Annotated in this window: 14 protein-coding genes; 7 read left to right on the top strand and 7 right to left on the bottom strand. The window is 69.5% G+C overall.

Annotated elements, in window-relative coordinates; genetic code table 11:
• Positions 1 to 8: 8 nt before the first annotated feature.
• The 3 genes from gcvH to AB0M01_RS23150 all read left to right on the top strand — a co-directional run bounded on the left by gcvH (position 9) and on the right by AB0M01_RS23150 (position 5539).
• Positions 9 to 389 carry a glycine cleavage system protein GcvH gene (gene gcvH / locus AB0M01_RS23160; protein WP_363672712.1) on the top strand — a complete coding sequence of 127 codons (381 nt, stop codon included), beginning with the start codon at positions 9 to 11 and terminating at the stop codon, positions 387 to 389.
• Positions 386 to 1678 carry a serine hydroxymethyltransferase gene (gene glyA, locus AB0M01_RS23155; protein ID WP_363672710.1) on the top strand — a complete coding sequence of 431 codons (1293 nt, stop codon included), beginning with the start codon at positions 386 to 388 and terminating at the stop codon, positions 1676 to 1678. Before gcvH ends, glyA begins: the two co-directional genes overlap by 4 nt.
• A gap of 552 nt (positions 1679 to 2230) precedes the next feature.
• On the top strand, positions 2231 to 5539 hold the full coding sequence (locus AB0M01_RS23150; RefSeq protein WP_363672708.1) for an NACHT domain-containing protein: 3309 nt from the start codon (positions 2231 to 2233) through the stop codon (positions 5537 to 5539).
• Here the strand turns inward: AB0M01_RS23150 and AB0M01_RS23145 are convergent.
• The gene (locus AB0M01_RS23145) at positions 5536 to 5784 is read right to left on the bottom strand and encodes a hypothetical protein (RefSeq protein WP_363672706.1); all 249 of its coding nucleotides are present in this window, start codon (positions 5782 to 5784) and stop codon (positions 5536 to 5538) included. The two genes, AB0M01_RS23150 and AB0M01_RS23145, sit on opposite strands and share 4 nt — an antisense overlap.
• 187 nt (positions 5785 to 5971) lie before the next feature.
• Between AB0M01_RS23145 and AB0M01_RS23140 the strand changes: the two genes are divergently transcribed.
• From AB0M01_RS23140 to AB0M01_RS23130, 3 genes are read left to right on the top strand one after another with little or no spacing between them, the layout of a single operon-like run.
• Positions 5972 to 6409: an Hsp20/alpha crystallin family protein gene (locus tag AB0M01_RS23140; RefSeq protein WP_363672704.1), complete on the top strand. Its 438-nt coding sequence runs from the start codon at positions 5972 to 5974 to the stop codon at positions 6407 to 6409.
• 30 nt (positions 6410 to 6439) lie between these two features.
• Positions 6440 to 7042, top strand: a complete 603-nt coding sequence (locus AB0M01_RS23135) for a hypothetical protein (protein WP_363672702.1) — start codon at positions 6440 to 6442, stop codon at positions 7040 to 7042.
• A gap of 11 nt (positions 7043 to 7053) precedes the next feature.
• Entirely contained in the window at positions 7054 to 7440 is a 387-nt protein-coding gene (locus AB0M01_RS23130) for a hypothetical protein (protein WP_363672700.1), read from the top strand.
• A gap of 2 nt (positions 7441 to 7442) precedes the next feature.
• Here the strand turns inward: AB0M01_RS23130 and AB0M01_RS23125 are convergent, their stop codons facing one another.
• Positions 7443 to 8747 (bottom strand): cytochrome P450, encoded by a 1305-nt coding sequence (locus tag AB0M01_RS23125; RefSeq protein WP_363672698.1) that lies wholly within the window; start codon positions 8745 to 8747, stop codon positions 7443 to 7445.
• A gap of 204 nt (positions 8748 to 8951) precedes the next feature.
• Here AB0M01_RS23125 and rox point away from each other — a divergent pair, with 204 nt between their 5' ends.
• A complete protein-coding gene (rox, locus tag AB0M01_RS23120; RefSeq protein WP_363672696.1) occupies positions 8952 to 10388 on the top strand; it encodes a rifampin monooxygenase in 1437 nt (478 codons plus the stop codon).
• Here the strand turns inward: rox and AB0M01_RS23115 are convergent.
• From AB0M01_RS23115 to AB0M01_RS23095, 5 genes are all read right to left on the bottom strand, one after another.
• On the bottom strand, positions 10367 to 10867 hold the full coding sequence (locus AB0M01_RS23115) for a M15 family metallopeptidase (protein ID WP_363672694.1): 501 nt from the start codon (positions 10865 to 10867) through the stop codon (positions 10367 to 10369). The genes rox and AB0M01_RS23115 overlap by 22 nt on opposite strands.
• 119 nt (positions 10868 to 10986) lie before the next feature.
• The gene (locus AB0M01_RS23110; RefSeq protein WP_363672692.1) at positions 10987 to 12300 is read right to left on the bottom strand and encodes a VCBS repeat domain-containing M23 family metallopeptidase; all 1314 of its coding nucleotides are present in this window, start codon (positions 12298 to 12300) and stop codon (positions 10987 to 10989) included.
• Between the two features lie 11 nt (positions 12301 to 12311).
• Positions 12312 to 13634, bottom strand: coding sequence for a sporangiospore maturation cell wall hydrolase GsmA (gene gsmA / locus AB0M01_RS23105; RefSeq protein WP_363672690.1), 1323 nt, complete (start codon positions 13632 to 13634; stop codon positions 12312 to 12314).
• A 23-nt stretch (positions 13635 to 13657) separates the two neighbouring features.
• The gene (locus AB0M01_RS23100) at positions 13658 to 15049 is read right to left on the bottom strand and encodes an FG-GAP-like repeat-containing protein (protein ID WP_363672688.1); all 1392 of its coding nucleotides are present in this window, start codon (positions 15047 to 15049) and stop codon (positions 13658 to 13660) included.
• Positions 15050 to 15136: 87 nt separating this feature from the next.
• Positions 15137 to 18124, bottom strand: a complete 2988-nt coding sequence (locus tag AB0M01_RS23095; protein ID WP_363672686.1) for a BTAD domain-containing putative transcriptional regulator — start codon at positions 18122 to 18124, stop codon at positions 15137 to 15139.
• Positions 18125 to 18285: the final 161 nt, after the last annotated feature.

Genomic DNA, 18285 nt, shown 5'->3' with positions numbered 1-18285 from the left:
GGACCGAGATGCCCACAGTCAAGGCCGGCCTGCAGTACTCCGACGAGCACGAGTGGGTGGCCCGCGAGGACGCCGGCGTCGTTGCCGTCGGCATCTCCGCGATCGCCACCGACGCGCTCGGCGACATCGTCTACGTCGAGCTGCCCGAGCCCGGCGCGAGCGTGACCGCGGGGGAGAGCTGCGGCGAGGTGGAGTCCACCAAGTCCGTGTCCGACCTGTACTCGCCGGTGACCGGGGAGATCGTCGAGGTCAACCCCGCGGTCGCCGACGACCCGGCCGCGATCAACGAGGACCCGTACGGCGTCTGGCTGTTCAAGGTGAACGCCACCGCCGACGGCCCGCTGCTGTCGGCCGAGGACTACGCGGCCAAGCACGGCGGTGAGCTGTGAGCGGCTTCCAGCAGGTCGTCGCGCCGAGCCTGAACGCGGACCTGGCCGACCTCGACCCGGAGATCGCGGCGAAGATCGCCGACGAGCTGACCCGGCAGCGCGACGGCCTGGAGATGATCGCCTCGGAGAACCACACCGCGGCCGCGGTCATGCAGGCTCAGGGCTCGGTGCTCACCAACAAGTACGCCGAGGGCTACCCGGGCCGCCGGTACTACGGCGGCTGCGAGCACGTCGACGTGATCGAGCAGCTCGCGATCGACCGGGTCAAGGCGCTGTTCGGGGCGGCGTACGCGAACGTGCAGCCGCACTCCGGTGCGCAGGCCAACGCGTCGGTGATGCACGCGCTGATCCGGCCCGGTGACACGATCATGGGCCTGAACCTGGCCCACGGCGGGCACCTGACGCACGGGATGAAGATCAACTTCTCCGGCCGCCTGTACGACGTGATCCCGTACCAGGTGAACGCCGACGACCACCGGGTCGACATGGCCGAGGTGGAGCGGCTCGCTCACGAGCACCAGCCGAAGCTGATCGTCGCCGGGTGGTCGGCGTACGCCCGGCAGCTCGACTTCGCCGAGTTCCGCCGGATCGCCGACGCGGTCGGGGCCTACCTGATGGTCGACATGGCGCACTTCGCCGGGCTGGTCGCGGCCGGGCTGCACCCGTCGCCGGTGCCGCACGCGCACGCCACGACCTCGACGACGCACAAGACGCTCGCGGGTCCGCGCGGCGGGATCATCCTCACCAACGACGCCGACCTGGCCAAGAAGATCAACTCGGCGGTCTTCCCCGGCCAGCAGGGTGGTCCGCTCGAGCACGTGATCGCGGGCAAGGCGGTCGCGTTCAAGATCGCCGCCTCGGAGGAGTTCCGCGAGCGCCAGGAGCGCGTCCTCGCGGGCGCGCGGATCCTCGCCGAGCGGCTGGTCCAGCCGGACGTCGCCAAGCACGGCATCGCGGTGGTCTCCGGCGGGACCGACGTCCACCTGGTCCTGGTCGACCTGCGCGACTGCGTGCTCGACGGCCAGCAGGCCGAGGACCGGCTGGCCTCGATCGACATCACCGTCAACCGCAACGCCGTCCCGTTCGACCCGCGGCCGCCGATGGTGACCTCCGGCCTGCGGATCGGTACGCCGGCGCTGGCGACCCGCGGCTTCGGCGAACAGGCGTTCGCCGAGGTCGCCGACATCATCGCCGAGGCGCTGACCGCCGACGCGGAGGCCGACCTGTCGGACCTGAGGCGGCGGGTCGGCGTACTGGCTGCTGCCCATCCGCTGTACGCCGGGGAGTAGGCCCGTCTCGTTTCGCCAGGGTCCGCGAGTTGTTGCGGATCGAGCAGGCAGCGGGAGCCGTGCCGGTCGCGCACAGACCGGAGTCGATCCTCACCAACGCCCGACTGGCCCCTGAAGCACTTCGAGCAGCGACGCACGGAAGCTTGAACCTGGTCTCCGGAGCGGTCTGGCCCGGACCCTCCGCGGCGCGAGTTCTGCCAGGTCGCCATCTGTCGGTTCTGATCAGTCGACCTGTTCTCGCCCCCGAACAGTGCTCGAGCGCCTTCGTCTCCGTCGCCTGCGTCTGGAGCGACACTGAACCGCGGGTGCTCGGCGAGGCGGTGCCGGCGGGTGGCATCGGCCGGTGTACTGGTTGCTCGCGGCCGGACGGTCCACCGTGGCGGCAAGCAACATGATCGACGCACAGACCGCCGCCGCGATTGAGTTGGACGGGTGAATCGCCGTGGCCTTCGTCGACCAACGCGGAAGCAGATGATCACTGACTGTTGCCAAATAGCTCGTTGAGAGTATCGTCTTCTGCTCGGTCGATCTTTGGCTTGGGGGAGAACACCGTTGACGAGCGATCCTGCTCAGCAGCCGCGCGGTGCGGGGGAGGGGCTCACCGCCCGGTTGTTGGCAATCATGGTGGCCATAGGTCCACCAGCCGCGGTCAGCGGTTGGCTATGGCCGAAGATCCAGCAAAATATGCTGATCAGCGTCGGAGTACTGCTGGCGTACTGGGTGCTGGTCGTCGCAGGACGTTTCTCGCTGCGCGTCGGAAAGGCTGTCAGCGACCTGTGGGTTCCGCGGCTGGCGATCGGCGTGGACCGACGGATCAGCGCTGTCATCAGCAGACACCGATCGCATTATGTCCGGTTGTTGCTGTCCAACGTCCGTGACGTCGAACTGCTCGGCATGGCAACGCAAGGTGAGTACTCCCTTCCGTTGCGAGATGTCTATGTCGACGTGAGTCTGGCGCCTTCGGCTCTGCAGTCGACCACACGCGAACCCTTCGTAGGCACCGAGCTTCAGGTCGGCGAACGGAAGACCCTCGAATCCTTCCTTCGCGCCGGGAGCCCGCGGGTCTACGCCGTCATCGGAGGGCCAGGGTCAGGGAAGACGACGCTGTTGCGGCGCACGGCGATGGCTCTGGGAGAGGGCCGACGACGTAAGAGGTCTTTACCGCTGGTGCTCTATTTGCGTGATCATGTTCAGGAGATCGTCCAGAATCCGGATGTCACCGTGGCCGAACTGCTGGCAGGCGTGACATGGCTGAAAGGCGTCATCCCGTCCGACTGGTTCGAGCGCAATCTCAGTCGTGGTCGCTGCGTCGTGATGCTGGACGGTCTCGACGAAGTAGCAGCTGAGGAACATCGCCAGCTGACCTCGGCCTGGGTGCGAGATCAGGTCACACGGTATCCAGGCAACAGCTTCGTCCTCACCTCGCGGCCGCACGGCTACAACGCCAATCCACTCACCGGAGCCGACGTCCTGCAAGTTCGGCGTTTCACCAGCGAGCAGATCTTCCGATTCGTGCACAACTGGTACCACGCGATCGAACGCCGCAGCACCGACGAGAACACCGACCGTACGCGCAGGATCGCCAGGGATCACGCAGACGACCTGTTGCTGCGGATGCGTCGCCAGCCGGCCCTCTACGACCTCGCGGCGAACCCCATGTTGCTGACGATGATTGCAAACGTGCACAAGTACCGAGGAGCGCTGCCGGGAAGTCGCGCGGCGTTGTACGACGAGATGTGCGATCTACTCCTGCAACGTCGGCAGCTCGCGAAGAATCTCCCGGTAGGTTCGGGGCTGAAGGCGGAACAACGTGCAAAGGTCGTTCGTGAACTGGCCCTTGCGATGATGACGAAACAGGTGCGCGATGTCACGCTTCCGACTGCGAATGACATCATCGGTCCGACGCTGGCACGGATCCCCCGGAACGTGAGCGCGGATGAGTTCCTGGACGAGTTGACCAAAAGTGGTCTGTTCATCGAACGGGAGCTGGGGATGTACGCCTTCGCGCACCAGACGCTCCAGGAGTACTTAGCCGCGGTGGCGATCCGGGACTTGCCGTCAGCCGACGTGTTGCTGACTCTGGTGGACAACCCGTGGTGGCGCGAAACGATTCTGTTGTGGGCGGCGAACGCAGATGCGTCCGCTGTCGTCGAAGCCTGTCTTGAGTCTGGCTCGGTCGAGTCGCTTGCGCTGGCCTACGATTGCGCGGAGGAGGCACGCGAAGTCGACGCGGATCTGTTGGTACGCCTGGACGCGCTGCTGTACTCCGGGCCGCCGTCCGGCGACCCCTCGGACTGGGACGCACACAGAAAGCTCCTGTCGGCGGTCAGGGCCTCGCGTTCGCTGCGGCACACCGTGCCGCTGGGGAACGGGGCGGTGATCTGCGCGAGTCCTCTGCCGAAGTCTTTGTACCTGCTGTATACCGAATGGGACAGTCAGGTGTCACAAGCCCGTCCCGGGGCCAAAGTGACAGCTCAGAACGTAGAACGAAGAGTCTCCCTGCGAAATGAAGACGGGGAGGCTGTCGGCGTTACAGCAGTAGACGCGGAGAAGTTGCTCATGTGGGTGAACAGCCTGCTGGACGACGGAACGATCTACCGGCTCCCCACTCGTCACGAGCTGGCGGACCCGATGACCGCGGTGGTCGTCGATCTGAACAGGCGCAGCATTTGGTACCAGGACCCGTCTCCGGACTCCGCTCTTGTGCGGTCTGCAGTAAGTGCGGATGAAGAGGATGAGGCGCAGCTCTACACCGGCCCGCGGTTGTATGTCCCAGACGCTGTCCCGCATCCGTACGTGGCGACGGAGGACGTGCATTCACAAACCGTTCGACGTGACCTGCTGACGATTGGACGGGTGCTGCCGTTCGTGCTCAGTTTCTGTTTGGAGCGAAACCCCGAACGGGCTCGAGTTCATGACTACCGGGCAGGACTCAAACGGATCGAGAAGCTGACACTCAGCAAGACTCCCGCCTTGGAAGGCAAGCGTAATCACATCGACCGCGCGCTGGCCCGTAGCCGGAGCGGGGACATGACCCAGGATCGGGAACTGATCCGGCTGACCGATCGGGCAACCGAGCTCGCGGATGCGGTGGCGGAGCTCAACATCTATCCGGACGACCCCGGCCCGGTCCGCGACCTGACGACCATGTTTCGGCGGACGACACATGTGTCCCAGGCCGTCGGCCAGGCGCTCGACATCGTGTTGACACGCGCTTTGCAGTCCGAAGACATTGTGATGCTGGCCCGCGACCTTCAAGATGCCGAGGTTCGGCCCGGCGTCGGGAGTCAGACAAGCGGCCGTTCAGCAGTGCCTCTGCCCGCTGAACACGACAACGCCAGTGCCGACTTCGAGATCGCGGTGACAGCTTTGAGCCTCCTGCTGTCCCTGTGGCAGCCGGGCCGCAACAGGTACAGGCCAGGGCAGGTGCTGGTCGAGTTCTCCGAGTACGTGGTCGATCTCGTTCGAGGTTCGGCGAGAGTAGAGCCGGTTATCCCGGAGGCGGCGAGTTCCGTACTCAGGGACGTCGGCCGGAGGTTGAAGACGGCTCAGTGGGCAGATTCCGCGTTCGAAGGCTCTGACGAGACCAATGATCGTTTCACCTGGCGAGTCCTTGCCCGCCGTATCGTTGCCGTGGTCGAAACGCGGGTGGCGGCTGTCGCCGAACTGCCGCCCTCGGTGCGGATCAGCGGCCCGGCGCTGCGGATCGCCCTGCTGGCGGCCGCCGCAGTCGCAGAACGATTCGCGGAATCCGACATCTCGGCAGAGCTGCGAGGAGTGAGCAGCAGTCTCACCTGCCTGGAAGCTCGGCTTGATGATGCGGCCTCGGCTTCGGAGGTGATCCTGCTGATCCGGACCTAGTCCGCGCGTTGTTCGGAGCCGTAACGAGCACCGGTCCGTGTGCCGGTGATGGGCGGGCACTGCTGATCGGCCGACTGACCGATTGCCCTCCGCGCCTCGGCGTCATCCTCGTGCGGGATGTCGGTCGGGACGGATATCGGGAGTGGGCAGACCGGCTTGCGCCGGACCGGGCCGCCGCCGAGTTTGCGGTGCTTCCACTGCTGCTCGTCGTAGTCGTAGTAGGTGTCGACGCCGCCGACGGTCATCGTCGTGTCCTTCCGGTGCACCCCCCGAGAACCCGCCTGCTGCAAGACGGGCCAGCTGGCCGGTACCCGTGGCCATGCGGAGTATGTCATCGGATGGATGACGAGGCTCTTGTCAGCTTTCCGATGACATGTTAGAACTGTGCTGCGTGTTGACAGACCGGACAACGATCTGTGGAGGTGGGAAACGATGTTGATGCGCACCGACCCGTTCCGCGAGCTCGATCGACTGGCCCAGCAGGTGAGCGGGGCGCCGGGGACGTGGACCCGGCCGAACCCGATGCCGATGGACGCCTACCGTTCCGGCGACGAGTACGTCGTGCTGTTCGACCTGCCCGGCGTCGCGGCGGACGCGATCGACCTCGACGTCGAGCGGAACGTGCTGACCGTACGGGCCGAGCGCCGGCCGGCGGCGGTGGCCGACGGGGTCGAGATGCAGGTGGCGGAGCGGCCGCTCGGGGTGTTCTCGCGGCAGCTGTTCCTCGGGGAAGGGCTGGACACGGACGGGATCGCGGCGGCCTACGACAACGGCGTGCTGACCGTGCGGATCCCGGTGGCGGCCCGGGCGAAGCCGCGGAAGATCCAAATCGATGCCGCAGGCAACGAGCCGCAGGAGCTCGGCACCTGACCAGGTGACCGCTGCGAGGTGGGAGAACCGATGGAGCAGGACGGTACGGCGGCGGCGCTCGCGTTCGTGAACGCGGTGGTCGAGCGCAGAGGCGCCGCCGCCGACCGGGCGGAGCTGCTGGCCGCGCTGGAGCGGATCCGGGCTCTTCGGGAGCAGCTGACGGTGTGGGAGCCCCAGCTGATCGACGCCGCGCGTGCGGCGGGGGTCAGCTGGGCCGACCTCGCCCCCGCCCTCGGAGTGGCGAGTCGGCAGGCCGCGGAGAAGCGGTACCTGCGGCTGAACGCGGATGCCGAGGCCCCGGCGATGACCGGTGAACAGCGGGTGCGGGCGGCGCGTGATCAGCGCGCGGGAGACCGGGCGGTGCTGGCCTGGGCCCGGGACAACGCGGCTGATCTGCGCCGCCTCGCCGGGCAGGTGAGCGCGCTCGACGGCCTGGACCGACCGACGCAGGCGAGCGTGGACCGGGTGCACGACGCGCTCGGTGGCAGCGACTCGGCGGCGTTGCTCGGGCCGCTGGCCGATGCCGGTCCGCGGCTCGCGGGTGAGCACCCGGGCCTGGCCGAGCGGATCTCGGCGGTCGGCGACCGCACCGACGAGGCCCGCGCGGCCGGCGTACGGCGTACGGAACGGTGAAGGGGACGACGATGAAACTGCTGCTCGAGGTGCGACCGGTGGAGCACCTGGAGGCGAGTGTGGAGTACTACCGAGGGCTCGGGCTGGTGGCTGTCGGCTGGCCCGACGACGAGACGGCGTTGCTCGCGGCGCCCGGGAGCGAGGCGACGATCGTGCTCGTCCGGGACCCGGCCGAGGCGGCGCTGGGCGCCGGTGGGGTGTACGACGTGGGCGGTGTCGACGACTTCTACCGCACGCACGAGGAGCTCGACTGGCTGATCGCGCCGGTCAGCACGGCGCTCGGTCGGTACGCCGTGTTCGCCGACCGGACCGGGACGTGCGTGCGGCTGCTCGATCCGGACCCGCACCTGGGTGCCGTGGGCGGGACCGCCTTTCGGTTGTACGCCGCGGCCGGATGAGGTCAGCGGGGCCAGAAGCCGAGGCGGATCCGGGTGTGGTCGAGGGTCTTCGGAAGCGCCGGGCGGGTGAGGGCCTCGCGGGTGGTGGGGTCGACGTCGAGGTTGTGGTGCTGGGCGAGGTGGCAAGTGGCGGCGCTGGTGGTGAGGAGGACGACGTTGCGGCCGGGGCAGACGGCTGGGCCTTCGCTGAAGGGGAGCAGAGGCCAGTCGCCGTCGGCGCGGCCGTCGAGCCAGATCTCGGGAGTGAACTGGTCGGCGTAGTCGATCGCCTGGTCGTCGCGGTGGAAGATCGAGCTGACGATGGCGAACTCGGTGTTCGCGGGGGCGGTGGCGGCGTTCCAGGTCGTTGGCCGGGCGGTCTCGCGAAGAAGGACGAGAGTGGTCGGCCAGAGGCGCAACGACTCCTGTACGGCGGCGCCGGTGTAGGCGAGCAATGGTGAGCGGTCGGGGTGCTCGGCTTCGGCGACGACTGTCGTGAGGAGGTCGGGGCGGGCCGCCAGTACGGCGAGGAGACGCCAGAGGGCGATCCCGGCCGCGTCGAAGGCGAACAGCCAGTGCGGGACCTGGCCGGCCGGGTCGAGTCCGTCGGGCGGGAGAGTCGGGAGCGCCGAGACAAGGCTCCCGGGCGCCGGGTGCTCGACGTACGGCGCGAGCTGCTGGTGGAACTGGTCGCGCCGGCGGGTGTTGCGCGGGCGGAACTCGGCCCAGTTGGCGTCGGCGCGGAGGGCGTCGAGGTGCTGGCTGAGCAGCGTGTCGTCGCGGGCGACCTCGCCGAGGACGATCCGGCGGACGGCGCGGGACCAGATCTCGCGGAAGTCGGTCCAGCCGAGGGTGCCGTGGAGGGTGCTGAACTCCTCGGTGATCGCCGTCAGCATCCTGTCCGCGTGACGGTGGACGGGCTGGTGGGTGTCGAGGGCCTGCTCGTTGAGCTCGCGGCGGGGTGCGCGGAGCGGCGGATCGGTGATCAGTACGCCGTGCGGCTGGAAGTGGGCGAGGGCGCCGGTCTTCTCGGTGGTGGCCGCGGAGAACGGGTCCGGGGTCTCGGCGAGGACGCGGTGCACGTCCGCGGGCGCGAGGACGAGGGCGAGCGAACGGCCGGGGATGCGGAGCAGGATCGGGCCTTCGCCGTACTTGCGCCGCAGGGCACGGGCTCGGCGCAGGGACCGGTCGTCGGCGGCGAAACGGTCGGCGAGCTGGGACCAGAGCGGTCGGCGGACGATCGCGCCCTGGGCTGCGACTGGTAGCAGGATGTCCCGGACGGCTCGCGCGGAGTCCACGACCGAGGCGGTGGGAAGCTGACTCGGCATGCCGCCACTGGTGCCCCCGCCCGGTCGGGACAAACCGCGGCGGACGATTCGGCAGCTCGGCCGGCCCCGGACAGCAGAAAAGCAGGGAGAAGTATCTCCCTGCCGTAATCAGGTTATAGCGCACCTGGGGACTTGCCGCAAGGCCCAGGGGGTGGGGGAAGATCCTGCGAGTTCGCTGGAAAGTGCTCGGGGAAATGGGGATCTGTGACTGACGTTCTCGTGGTGGGTAGTGGGCCGACGGGGTTGATGCTGGCGGCCGAGCTGCGGCTGCACGGCGTGAGTGTGGTGGTGCTGGAGAAGGCGGCCGAGCCGACCAAGGTGGTGCGGTCGCTGGGGATGCATGCGCGGACGATCGAGGTGATGGCGCAGCGGGGGTTGCTGGACAAGCTGCTCGCGGTGGGGACGAAGCACCCGGCGGCGGGGTTCTTCGCGGGGATCTCGAAGCCGCGGGCGGTGCCGCTGGACTCGGCGCACGCGTTCACGCTGGGCATCCCGCAGCCGAAGATCGACGCGATCCTGGCCGAGCACGCGGTCGCGCTCGGGGCGGAGATCCGGTTCGGGCACGAGGTGACCGGGCTGCGGCAGGACGAGCGTGGGGTCGACGTCGAGCTGGCCGACGGGACGGCGCTGCGGGCCCGGTACGTCGTCGGGTGCGACGGCGGGCGCAGTACGGTCCGGAAGCTGCTCGGGATCGGGTTCCCTGGCGAGCCGTCCACGGATGACACGTTGCTCGGGGAGATGGCGGTTGCGGTGCCGCCGGAGACCGTGACCGAGGTGATGACCGAGGTGCGCCGGACGCAGCCGCGGTTCGGGCTGATGCCGCTCGCGGGTGGCACCTACCGGATCGGCGTACCGGCCGCGGACGTGGCCGAGGACCGGTCGCAGCCGCCGTCGTTCGAGGAGTTCCGGCAGCGGCTGATCGTTGTCGCGGGCACCGATTTCGGGGTGCACTCGCCGGTCTGGCTGTCCCGGTTCGGCGACAGCACCCGGCTGGCCGACCGGTACCACGTCGACCGGGTCCTGTTGGCCGGCGACGCGGCGCACGTGCACCCGCCGGTCGGCGGGCAGGGCCTCGGGCTCGGCGTGCAGGACGCGTTCAACCTGGGCTGGAAGCTGGCCGGCGAGCTCAACGGCTGGGCGCCGAACGGGTTGCTGGAGACGTACGAGCAGGAGCGCCGGCCGGTCGCGGCCGACGTACTGGACAACACCCGGGCGCAGAGTCTGCTGATGTCGCTCGAGCCCGGCCCGCAGGCGGTACGCCGGCTGCTGACCGAGCTGGTCGAGTTCGACGAGGTGAACCGGCTGCTGACCGAGAAGATCGTCGCGACCAACATCCGCTACGACTTCGGCGAGAAGGGCCACGAGCTGCTCGGACGCCGGTTGCGGGACGTGGAGCTGAAGGGCGGCCGCCTGTACGACCGGATGTACGCCGGCCGCGGCATCCTGCTCGACCAGACCGGGAGCCTGTCGGTGACCGGCTGGGAGGACCGCGTCGACCACGTGGTCGACGTCAGCGAGGAGCTCGACGCTCCCGCCGTACTGCTGCGCCCGGACGGCCACGTCGCGTGGGTGGGTGAGGACCAGGCGGACCTGGTCGCTCACCTCCCGCGGTGGTTCGGTCAGCGGTCGACGGGCGCGTAGAGCGCGGCCGGCTGCCCGGCGGAGAGGGCCCAGTACTGGTCGCCGTACGACCAGTGCCACCACTCCGTCGGGTAGTTGACGAAGCCCGCCGAGGACATCACGTTCGACAGGACCCGGCGGTAGCGGCGGGCCGGTGCCGGGATGCCGGTCGCCGCCATGAAGCACGCCTCACCAGGAGCCGCGTTGACCTCGGTGCCGAGCGAGATCTCCGCGCCGGCCGGGGAGCACAGTGTCAGGTCGACCGCGGCGCCGCAGACGTGCGGCGGCCGGTGAGCGTCGACGACGAGGAGGTGCAGGCCGCCGGGGAGGAGCCGCTCGGCCTCCACGAGCCGGTCAGCGACGCCCTTCCGGACGTGGTGGTGGGCGCCGTCGGCGAGCCGGAGGTCGCTGTAGTGCGCCAGGTCGACCAGCGGCTCGCCGTTGTCCGCCACCGGGATGCCGGTCACCGCGGGGTCGGCCATCAGTACGACGTCGAGCATGCTGACGCCTCCCTTCCAAACCAGGACGAGCCTGCCAAGCGGTCCTGCAAATCCGCTGCAGGTTCTCTGCAAAGGCCGGTACGGGCCTGCCGTCGCGGCAGGCCCGTACCGGGTGTGGGCTAGGCGAAGATCAAGTTCCCCGTGGAGAACCCGGTCGCGATCACCGCGCTGTTGTCCCAGGGCATCGCCGCGAAGCCGACGCCGTTGTGCCAGGCCTGCACCTCACCGTTCGGGCGGACCGTCGCGATGTCGGACTTCCCGTCGCCGTCGATGTCGGCGAAGAACAGGTTGTCCTTCGAGAACCCGGTGGCGATGATCGCGTCGCCGTTCCAGGGCATGTTGGCGAAGCCGGCGCCGTTGCGCCACGCCTTGACCTCACCGCTCGGCAGGACGGTCATGATGTCGGCCTTGCCGTCGGCGTTCAGGTCAGCCAGGAAGGTGTTGTCCTTCGAGAAACCCGTCGCGATCACCGCGTCGCCGTTCCAGGGCATGTTGGCGAAGCCCGCGCCGTTGCGCCACGCCTTCAGGTCGCCGTTGGCCTGGACCGACAGGATCTCCGCCTTGCCGTCGGCGTTCAGGTCGGCGAAGAACAGGTTGTCCTTGGAGAAGCCGGTCCCGATGATCGCCGCCTGACCCCACGGCATCTCGCTGAAGCCGCGGTCGTTGCGCCAGGCCTTCACCTCGCCGTTCGGCTGCACGGCGATGATCTCCTTGTCGCCGTCCCCGTCGAGATCGGCGAAGAACGTGTTGTCGTTGGTGAAACCGGTCCCGACGATGGTGTCGCCGTTCCACGGCATGTTCGCGAACCCGGCGCCGTTGCGCCAGGCCTTGACCCGGCCGTCGTCGAGCACGGTGGCGAGGTCAGCCTTGGCGTCGCCCGAGAGCGAGGCCCCGGCGCTCTGGCCGCAGTTGTCGCTGGTCTCGTAGTTCTGGTGGTAGGCGAACTTCACCGGGACCAGGTGTCCACTGAGCACCGACTGCTGGACGGCGCCGCCGAGCTTCTGCTCGTAGTGCAGGTGGGCGCCGGTGGTGTTCGAGCCGGTGTTGCCGACGGTCCCGATCTGGACGCCCTGGCCGACCGAGGCGCCGGCGTTGACGGCCCGAGTGGCCAGGTGCAGGTACCGGGTCTGCCAACCATCACCGTGGTCGATGACGATCATGTTGCCGGCGTCGCTGAAGAAGCCCGAGGTGACCACGGTGCCGCCGGCCGAGGCCAGTACCGGCGTACCGGCGGTCGCTCCGCCGGAGCTGACCATGTCGAGCATGTACTGGCTGGCGTGACCGCCGTGGGTGGAGGTGGTCCAGGTCTGGCCGCAGGGCAGCGGCAGCTTGAAGTTGGGCCGGTCGGCGGCGCTGGCCGGCTGGGTGACGAGTCCGACGGTGATCGCGGCGGCTGCGGCCGCGACGGCGAGGAGGCGTTTGAGCGTCTTCATGGTCGTGGCTCCTAGGCGAAGATCAGGTTGGTGGTGGAGAAACCGGTCGCGATGACGGCGCTGTTGTCCCACGGCATCGCCGCGAAGCCCGCGCCGTTGTGCCAGGACTGCACGTCGCCGTTCGGCCGTACGGTCGAGATGTCGGCCTTGCCGTCGCCGTCGAGGTCGCTGAAGAACGTGTTGTCCTTGGAGAAGCCGGTGGCGATGATCGCGTCGCCGTTCCACGGCATCGCCGCGAACCCGGCGCCGTTGCGCCACGCCTTCACCTCGCCGTTGGCCAGGACGGTCATGATGTCGGCCTTGCTGTCCGCGTTCAGGTCGGCGAGGAACAGGTTGTCCTTGCTGAAGCCGGTGGCGATGATCGCGTCGCCGTTCCAGGGCATGTTGGCGAAGCCGGCGCCGTTGCGCCAGGCCTTCACCTCGCCGTTGGCGAGCACGGTCAGGATGTCGGCCTTCCCGTCGGCGTTCAGGTCGGCGAAGAACAGGTTGTCCTTGCTGAAGCCGGTCGCGATCACCGCGGCCTCACCCCACGGCATCTCGCTGAAGCCGCGGTCGTTGCGCCAGGCCTTCACGTCACCGTTCGGCTGGACGGCGATGATCTCCTTGTCGCCGTCCCCGTCGAGGTCGGCGAAGAACGTGTTGTCGTTGGTGAAACCGGTGCCGACGATCGTGTCGCCGTTCCACGGCATGTTCGCGAAGCCCGATCCGTTGCGCCAGGCCTTCACCCGGCCGTCGTCCAGCACCGTCGCGAGATCGGCCTTGCTGTCACCCGACAGCGACGAGCCGGCACCACCGTTGTTGAAGCGGTACAGGTCGTACGACGTCATCAGGTTGACGACCTTGGTGGTGTAGTTCGGGTCGGTCGCGTAGCCGGCCTTGTGGATCTCCTGGACGAACCGGTTCGCGTCGTTGCTGTAGTTGAAGGCGTTGGCGTAGCGGGAGTTGTTGCGCAGGAACGCGCCGTGGTCGCGGAACGAGTCGAGCCGGGAGGCGTACTTGCGGAACGAGGCGTTCACGGTGTGGCAGGTCGGTGTGCACTCGGTGGTGGGCCGGGTGACGCAGCCGATCGCGATCGGGCCGGCGCCGCCGGTGCCGCACTTGATGCCGAAGTAGTTCTGGTCGACCTTCGCGAGATCGCTGTTGCCCCAGCCGCTCTCCAGGATCGCCTGGGCGATCGTGACGGAGGCCGGTACGCCGTACTCGGCGCGGCTGGCCTGGGCGGGTGGGCCGGAGGAGTTGATGAAGTCGGTGTTCGGGTCGGCCAGCGCGGGCGCGGCGGGGACCGCGACGAAGGCGGCGAGAGCGACCAGGGCGGTGGTGAGCAGGCGTCGCATGATCGTGAGCTCCTTGGGGGTTTTCAGGCGAAGACGAGGTTGGTGGTGGTGAAGCCGGTGGCGATGACGGCGCTGTTGTCCCAGGGCATCGCGGCGAAGCCGGCGCCGTTGTGCCAGGCCTGGACGTCGCCGTTGGGGCGAACGGTGGCGATGTCGGACTTGCCGTCGCCGTCGAGGTCGGCGAAGAAGAGGTTGTCCTTGCTGAAGCCGGTGGCGATGATCGCGTCGCCGTTCCAGGGCATGTTGGCGAAGCCGGCGCCGTTGCGCCAGGCCTTCACCTCGCCGTTGGCCAGGACGGTCATGATGTCGGCCTTGCCGTCGGCATTCAGGTCGGCGAGGAAGGTGTTGTCCTTGCTGAAGCCGGTCGCGATCACCGCGGCCTCACCCCACGGCATGTTGGCGAAGCCGCGGTCGTTGCGCCACGCCTTGAGGTCGCCGTTGGCCTGCACGGAGAGGATCTCGGCCTTGCCGTCGGCGTTCAGGTCGGCGAAGAACAGGTTGTCCTTGGCGAAGCCGGTCCCGATGATCGCCGCTTCGCCCCAGGGCATCTCGGCGAAGCCGCGGTCGTTGCGCCAGGCCTTCACCTCACCGTTCGGTTGGACGGCGATGATCTCCTTGTCGCCGTCCCCGTCGAGGTCGGCGAAGAAGGTGTTGTCGTTGGTGAAGCCGGTGCCGACGATCGTGTCGCCGTTCCAGGGCATGTTGGCGAACCCGGCGCCGTTGCGCCAGGCCTTGACCCCGCCGTCGTCGAGCACGGTGGCCAGGTCGGCCTTCGCGTCGCCCGAGAGCGAGGCGCCCGCGCCGCCGCCACCGGCGTACAGGCGGATGGCGCCGTAGTAGTCGCCGCGCGTGGCCGACGAGACGCGGACCAGCGCGCCGGAGTTCGGGGCCTCGACCATGTAACCGCCGCCGAGGTACATCGAGACGTGCTGGATGCCGTTGCCGGAGTTGAAGAACATCAGGTCACCGGGGAGCAGCGGGCCGAGGCCGGCGGCCTTGCCGAAACGGGCGACCGCCCGGGAGGAGTTGTGCTGCATCGCGGCGGTGCCGTTGATGATGTCGGAGCCGGCGGCCAGGTAGTAGGCGTAGCGGACCAGCCCGGAGCAGTCGAAGCCGATCACGTTGCAGTCGTTGGGAGCGCCGTTGGCCGGGTCGCAGATACCGCGGCTCTTACCCGGCGTCGGGCCGTGGCCGCCGCCCCACGAGTACGGGACGCCGATCTGGTTGCAGGCGTGGTTCACGGCGGCGACGGCCTGCGGCCCGGCACCCGGCGCGAGAACACCGCAGGCCGGAGCGGCCGCGGCCTCGGGGGCGTTGCCGGCCAGCATCAGGCCGGAGCCGCTGGCAACGGACAGCAGAAGGAGCATGGCCTTGAGCGGCCGGCCGAGCCGGCTCCGCAGGCTGGTCTTGGACATGGCGGTGATCCGATCTTCCGAGGCGAGAGGCGGCGTTCGCTGCCCTGGGAAGAGAGTGGATCGTCGCCCTGGAAGACCTCTCCAAAGTCACTGCAAGCCGGCTGCAACCTCCGGCGGCCGCGTTTGCAGCGCCGTTTCCAGGTCGGCCCGGGTGAGCGTGACGAACTGGTCGAGGCCCAGCTCGCGCCAGATCGCGAGCGACTGCTCCAGCGGTTCGACGGCGTCCTCGGGGCGGTCCAGCGCGATCCGCAGCTCGCCCTGGGTGCGCAGGATCAGCGCCTGGCCGAAGCGGTCCTGATAGGTGCGGCAGGTGACCAGCGCGTCGTCGAGCTCGTCCGCGACCGCGAGGCCCTCGCCGAGCCGGAGCCGGGCCTTGGCCAGCGCCTGGACGCCGTACGCCGTCATCACCGCGTCGCCGATCTCGCGGAGGATGGCGACGGCTTGTTCGGCGTACCGGGCGGCCTCGGCGTAGTCGCCGAGCGCGCGGTGCGCGAGGCTGATCGAGCGCAAGGTGATCGCCTCACCGCGCCGGCTCGACGTCTTCCGGTACGCCGTCAACGCCTCGTCCAGCAAGGCGAATCCGTCGTCGGTGCGGCTCTCGTCGATCGCCAGCGCACCGCCGCGCCGGGCGCAGAACCCGATGCCTGCGTCCTCGTCCAGCGCGCGGAAGATCGCCAGGGCGCGGTCGAGGTAGTCGCGCGCGGGACCGGTGTCGCCCAGCTCCCGCCGGACGTCGCCGAGCCCGGCGAGCGCGATCGCCGCACCGCGCCGGTCGTCGTTCTTCGTGTACTTCGCGAGCGACTCCGCGAAGTACGCCTCGGCGCCCGCGTAGTCGTCCTCGCTGCTGCGCAACCGGCCGAGACCCGCGAGCAGCATCGCCTCGGCGGACTCGTCACCGGCCTCGCGCGCGGCCTGCAGCGCGATGTCGTGGCTGCTCCACCAGTCGTCGAAGCGGTTCGTCACGACGAACGACGACGAGCACATCGCCGCGACCATCTCGGCCGCGACGTGGTGCAATCCGTTCGCCGCCGCGCGGGCGACGGAGGCCAGCATCGACGGGGTCTCGATGTCGAACCAGACCGCGGGCCTGGCCAGGGCGGGCTCCAGGACGTCGGCCGGTACGACGTTGTCGGCGGGCGCGGGTGGGACGAGGTCGACCTCGCCGGACGGGCCGTTGGCGGAGATGCGACCGATCAGGCTGAGCCAGGCCCGCAGGGCTCTCGTGACGGCGGCGTCGCGGTCCGCTCGCGAGTCCTCCAGGTCGGCGCGTTCGCGGGCGTACACCTGGAGGAGCTCGTGCATGCGGTAGCGGACCTGGCCGAGCTGGTCGACGGTCGCCAGCTCGAGGAGCTGGGCGTCGACGAGCTGCTCGACGACGTCCTCGGCGTCGTCGGTCGGCAGGTCGAGCAGCGGGCCGGCGATCCAGGGCGCGAAGTCGAGCAGGCTGAGCAGCCCGAGGCGGCGGAACGCGAGCTGCGCGGAGGCGTCGAGGCCCTGGTAGCCGACGGCGAGGCTGGCGCGGACCTCGACGTCGCCGGCGGCCAGTTCGTCGAGGCGCTGGCGTTCGTCGGCGAGTCTCGTGGCCAGTCGGGCGAGGGTCCAGTGGCGGCGGCTGGCGAGGCGGGCGCCCGCCGTACGGACGGCGAGGGGGAGACAGCCGCAGAGGTGGACGATGCGCTCGGCCTCCGCGGGCTCCGCCGCGACCCGTTCGCGACCGGCGACGCGGGAGAGCAGGCCGATCGCGTCGGCCTCGCCGAGTACGCCGAGGTCGACGACGTCGGCGCCCGCGAGGCCGCTGAGGCGGCGGCGCGAGGTGATCACGACGGCTGAGCTGCCGGCGCTGGGGAGGAGCGGGCGGACCTGTTGCTCGGAGGCGGCGTCGTCGAGAAGGACTAGGAGGGAGCGGCCTGCGGTGATCGTGCGGTAGAGGTCGATGCGTTCCTCGAGCGAGACCGGGAGGTTCTGGGCGTCGATGCCGAGGGCGCGCAGGAAGCGGGCGACGACGTCGGACGGGCTCGCGGGGAGACCGGTGACGCCGCCGAGGTCGACGTACAGCTGGCCGTCCTTGTAGCCGCCGGAGAGCTGGTGGACCGTCGAGAGAGCGAGGGCGGACTTGCCGACGCCGCCGGGGCCGCTGATCACCTGGATGGCGAGGGCGCCGGGGTCGGTCGGGGCGGCGAAGCGGGCGAGGAGGGTGGCGAGCTCGGTGGTGCGGCCGGTGAAGTCGGCGACGCCGGCGGGGAGCTGGGCCGGGACGGCGTGGGTGCGCTGCTGCTGGGAGACGTCGGCGCTGCGGGGCGGATGGACTTCGACGGACTCGGGGCGAGCCGAGTCGCCCTGCGGGCGGTCGGCGAACAGCGCCGGGTCGTTGCGGAGTACGGCCTCGTAGATGCGGTTGAGGTCCGGGCCCGGGTCGACGCCGAGCTCGTCGGCGAGCAGCCGGCGGCCTTCGGTGTAGACGGTCAGCGCCTCGGACTGGCGGCCCGCGCGGCAGAGCGCGACCATCAGCTGGCCGCGCAGGCGCTCGCGCAACGGATGCTGGGAGAGGGCGGCCGCGATCTCGTCGGCCACAGCGCTGCCGGCTTCGAGCTCGGCGGCGAACTGCTCCTCGATCGTGGCGACCCGCAGGTCGTTCAGCCGGTCGGCCTCGATGCTCAGCGAACCGCCGATCCCACCGAGCGCCGAGCCGTGCCACAGCTCGCTCGCCGCGCGGTAGCTGTTGAGAGCGTCCGCCCGGTCGCCGGCCTGCCGCGCCTGCTGAACCAGCTCCTCGTACGTCGTGAGGTCGACGGTCCCGCCGGTGATTCGGTAGCCCGGAGGCCGCGTCTCGACGAGATCCTGCCCGCCCGCAACCGCAAGCCCGCGACGGATCGCCGCGACGTACGTCTGAATCAGCGCCCGCGCAGTCGGCGGCGGATCGTCCGGCCAGAGCTGATCGATCAGCCGGTCCACGGACACCACCCGCCCGCGCTCCAGCAGCAACGCGGCCAGCAGGGCGCGCGGCTTCGGCCCGCCCACCGCCAGTCGCTCAGCCCCCGCCCAAACCTCGACCGGCCCCAGCAGCCTGAACTCCATCGTTCCCCCTACGTGCGCCCCCGGATGAAATCACAGATCTCACCCACCCCTCCACCCTCTGCAACGATGCACCCCGGAGCTTTCCGTCACAGCGCAACAGCTGGACAAATCACGCCGTGCTGCCGCAGGCCAACTGGTCCTCTCTGTGGGAGCAGAACTGG

Source organism: Kribbella sp. NPDC051770 (assembly GCF_040681455.1).
Taxonomy (GTDB): Bacteria; Actinomycetota; Actinomycetes; order Propionibacteriales; family Kribbellaceae; genus Kribbella.
The sequence above is the reverse complement of the archived record's forward strand: the minus strand, read 5'-3'. Positions and strand labels throughout refer to the sequence as shown.

What these genes read in the sequence shown, in the direction of transcription:
- AB0M01_RS23130 (WP_363672700.1), top strand. Translation starts at nt 7,054, where the DNA reads ATGAAACTGCTGCTCGAGGTGCGACCGGTGGAGCACCTGGAGGCGAGT.
- AB0M01_RS23095 (WP_363672686.1), bottom strand. Translation starts at nt 18,124, where the DNA reads ATGGAGTTCAGGCTGCTGGGGCCGGTCGAGGTTTGGGCGGGGGCTGAG.
- AB0M01_RS23140 (WP_363672704.1), top strand. Translation starts at nt 5,972, where the DNA reads ATGTTGATGCGCACCGACCCGTTCCGCGAGCTCGATCGACTGGCCCAG.
- AB0M01_RS23110 (WP_363672692.1), bottom strand. Translation starts at nt 12,300, where the DNA reads ATGAAGACGCTCAAACGCCTCCTCGCCGTCGCGGCCGCAGCCGCCGCG.
- AB0M01_RS23125 (WP_363672698.1), bottom strand. Translation starts at nt 8,747, where the DNA reads ATGCCGAGTCAGCTTCCCACCGCCTCGGTCGTGGACTCCGCGCGAGCC.
- gcvH (WP_363672712.1), top strand. Translation starts at nt 9, where the DNA reads ATGCCCACAGTCAAGGCCGGCCTGCAGTACTCCGACGAGCACGAGTGG.
- AB0M01_RS23100 (WP_363672688.1), bottom strand. Translation starts at nt 15,049, where the DNA reads ATGTCCAAGACCAGCCTGCGGAGCCGGCTCGGCCGGCCGCTCAAGGCC.
- gsmA (WP_363672690.1), bottom strand. Translation starts at nt 13,634, where the DNA reads ATGCGACGCCTGCTCACCACCGCCCTGGTCGCTCTCGCCGCCTTCGTC.
- AB0M01_RS23135 (WP_363672702.1), top strand. Translation starts at nt 6,440, where the DNA reads ATGGAGCAGGACGGTACGGCGGCGGCGCTCGCGTTCGTGAACGCGGTG.
- AB0M01_RS23145 (WP_363672706.1), bottom strand. Translation starts at nt 5,784, where the DNA reads ATGACCGTCGGCGGCGTCGACACCTACTACGACTACGACGAGCAGCAG.
- AB0M01_RS23115 (WP_363672694.1), bottom strand. Translation starts at nt 10,867, where the DNA reads ATGCTCGACGTCGTACTGATGGCCGACCCCGCGGTGACCGGCATCCCG.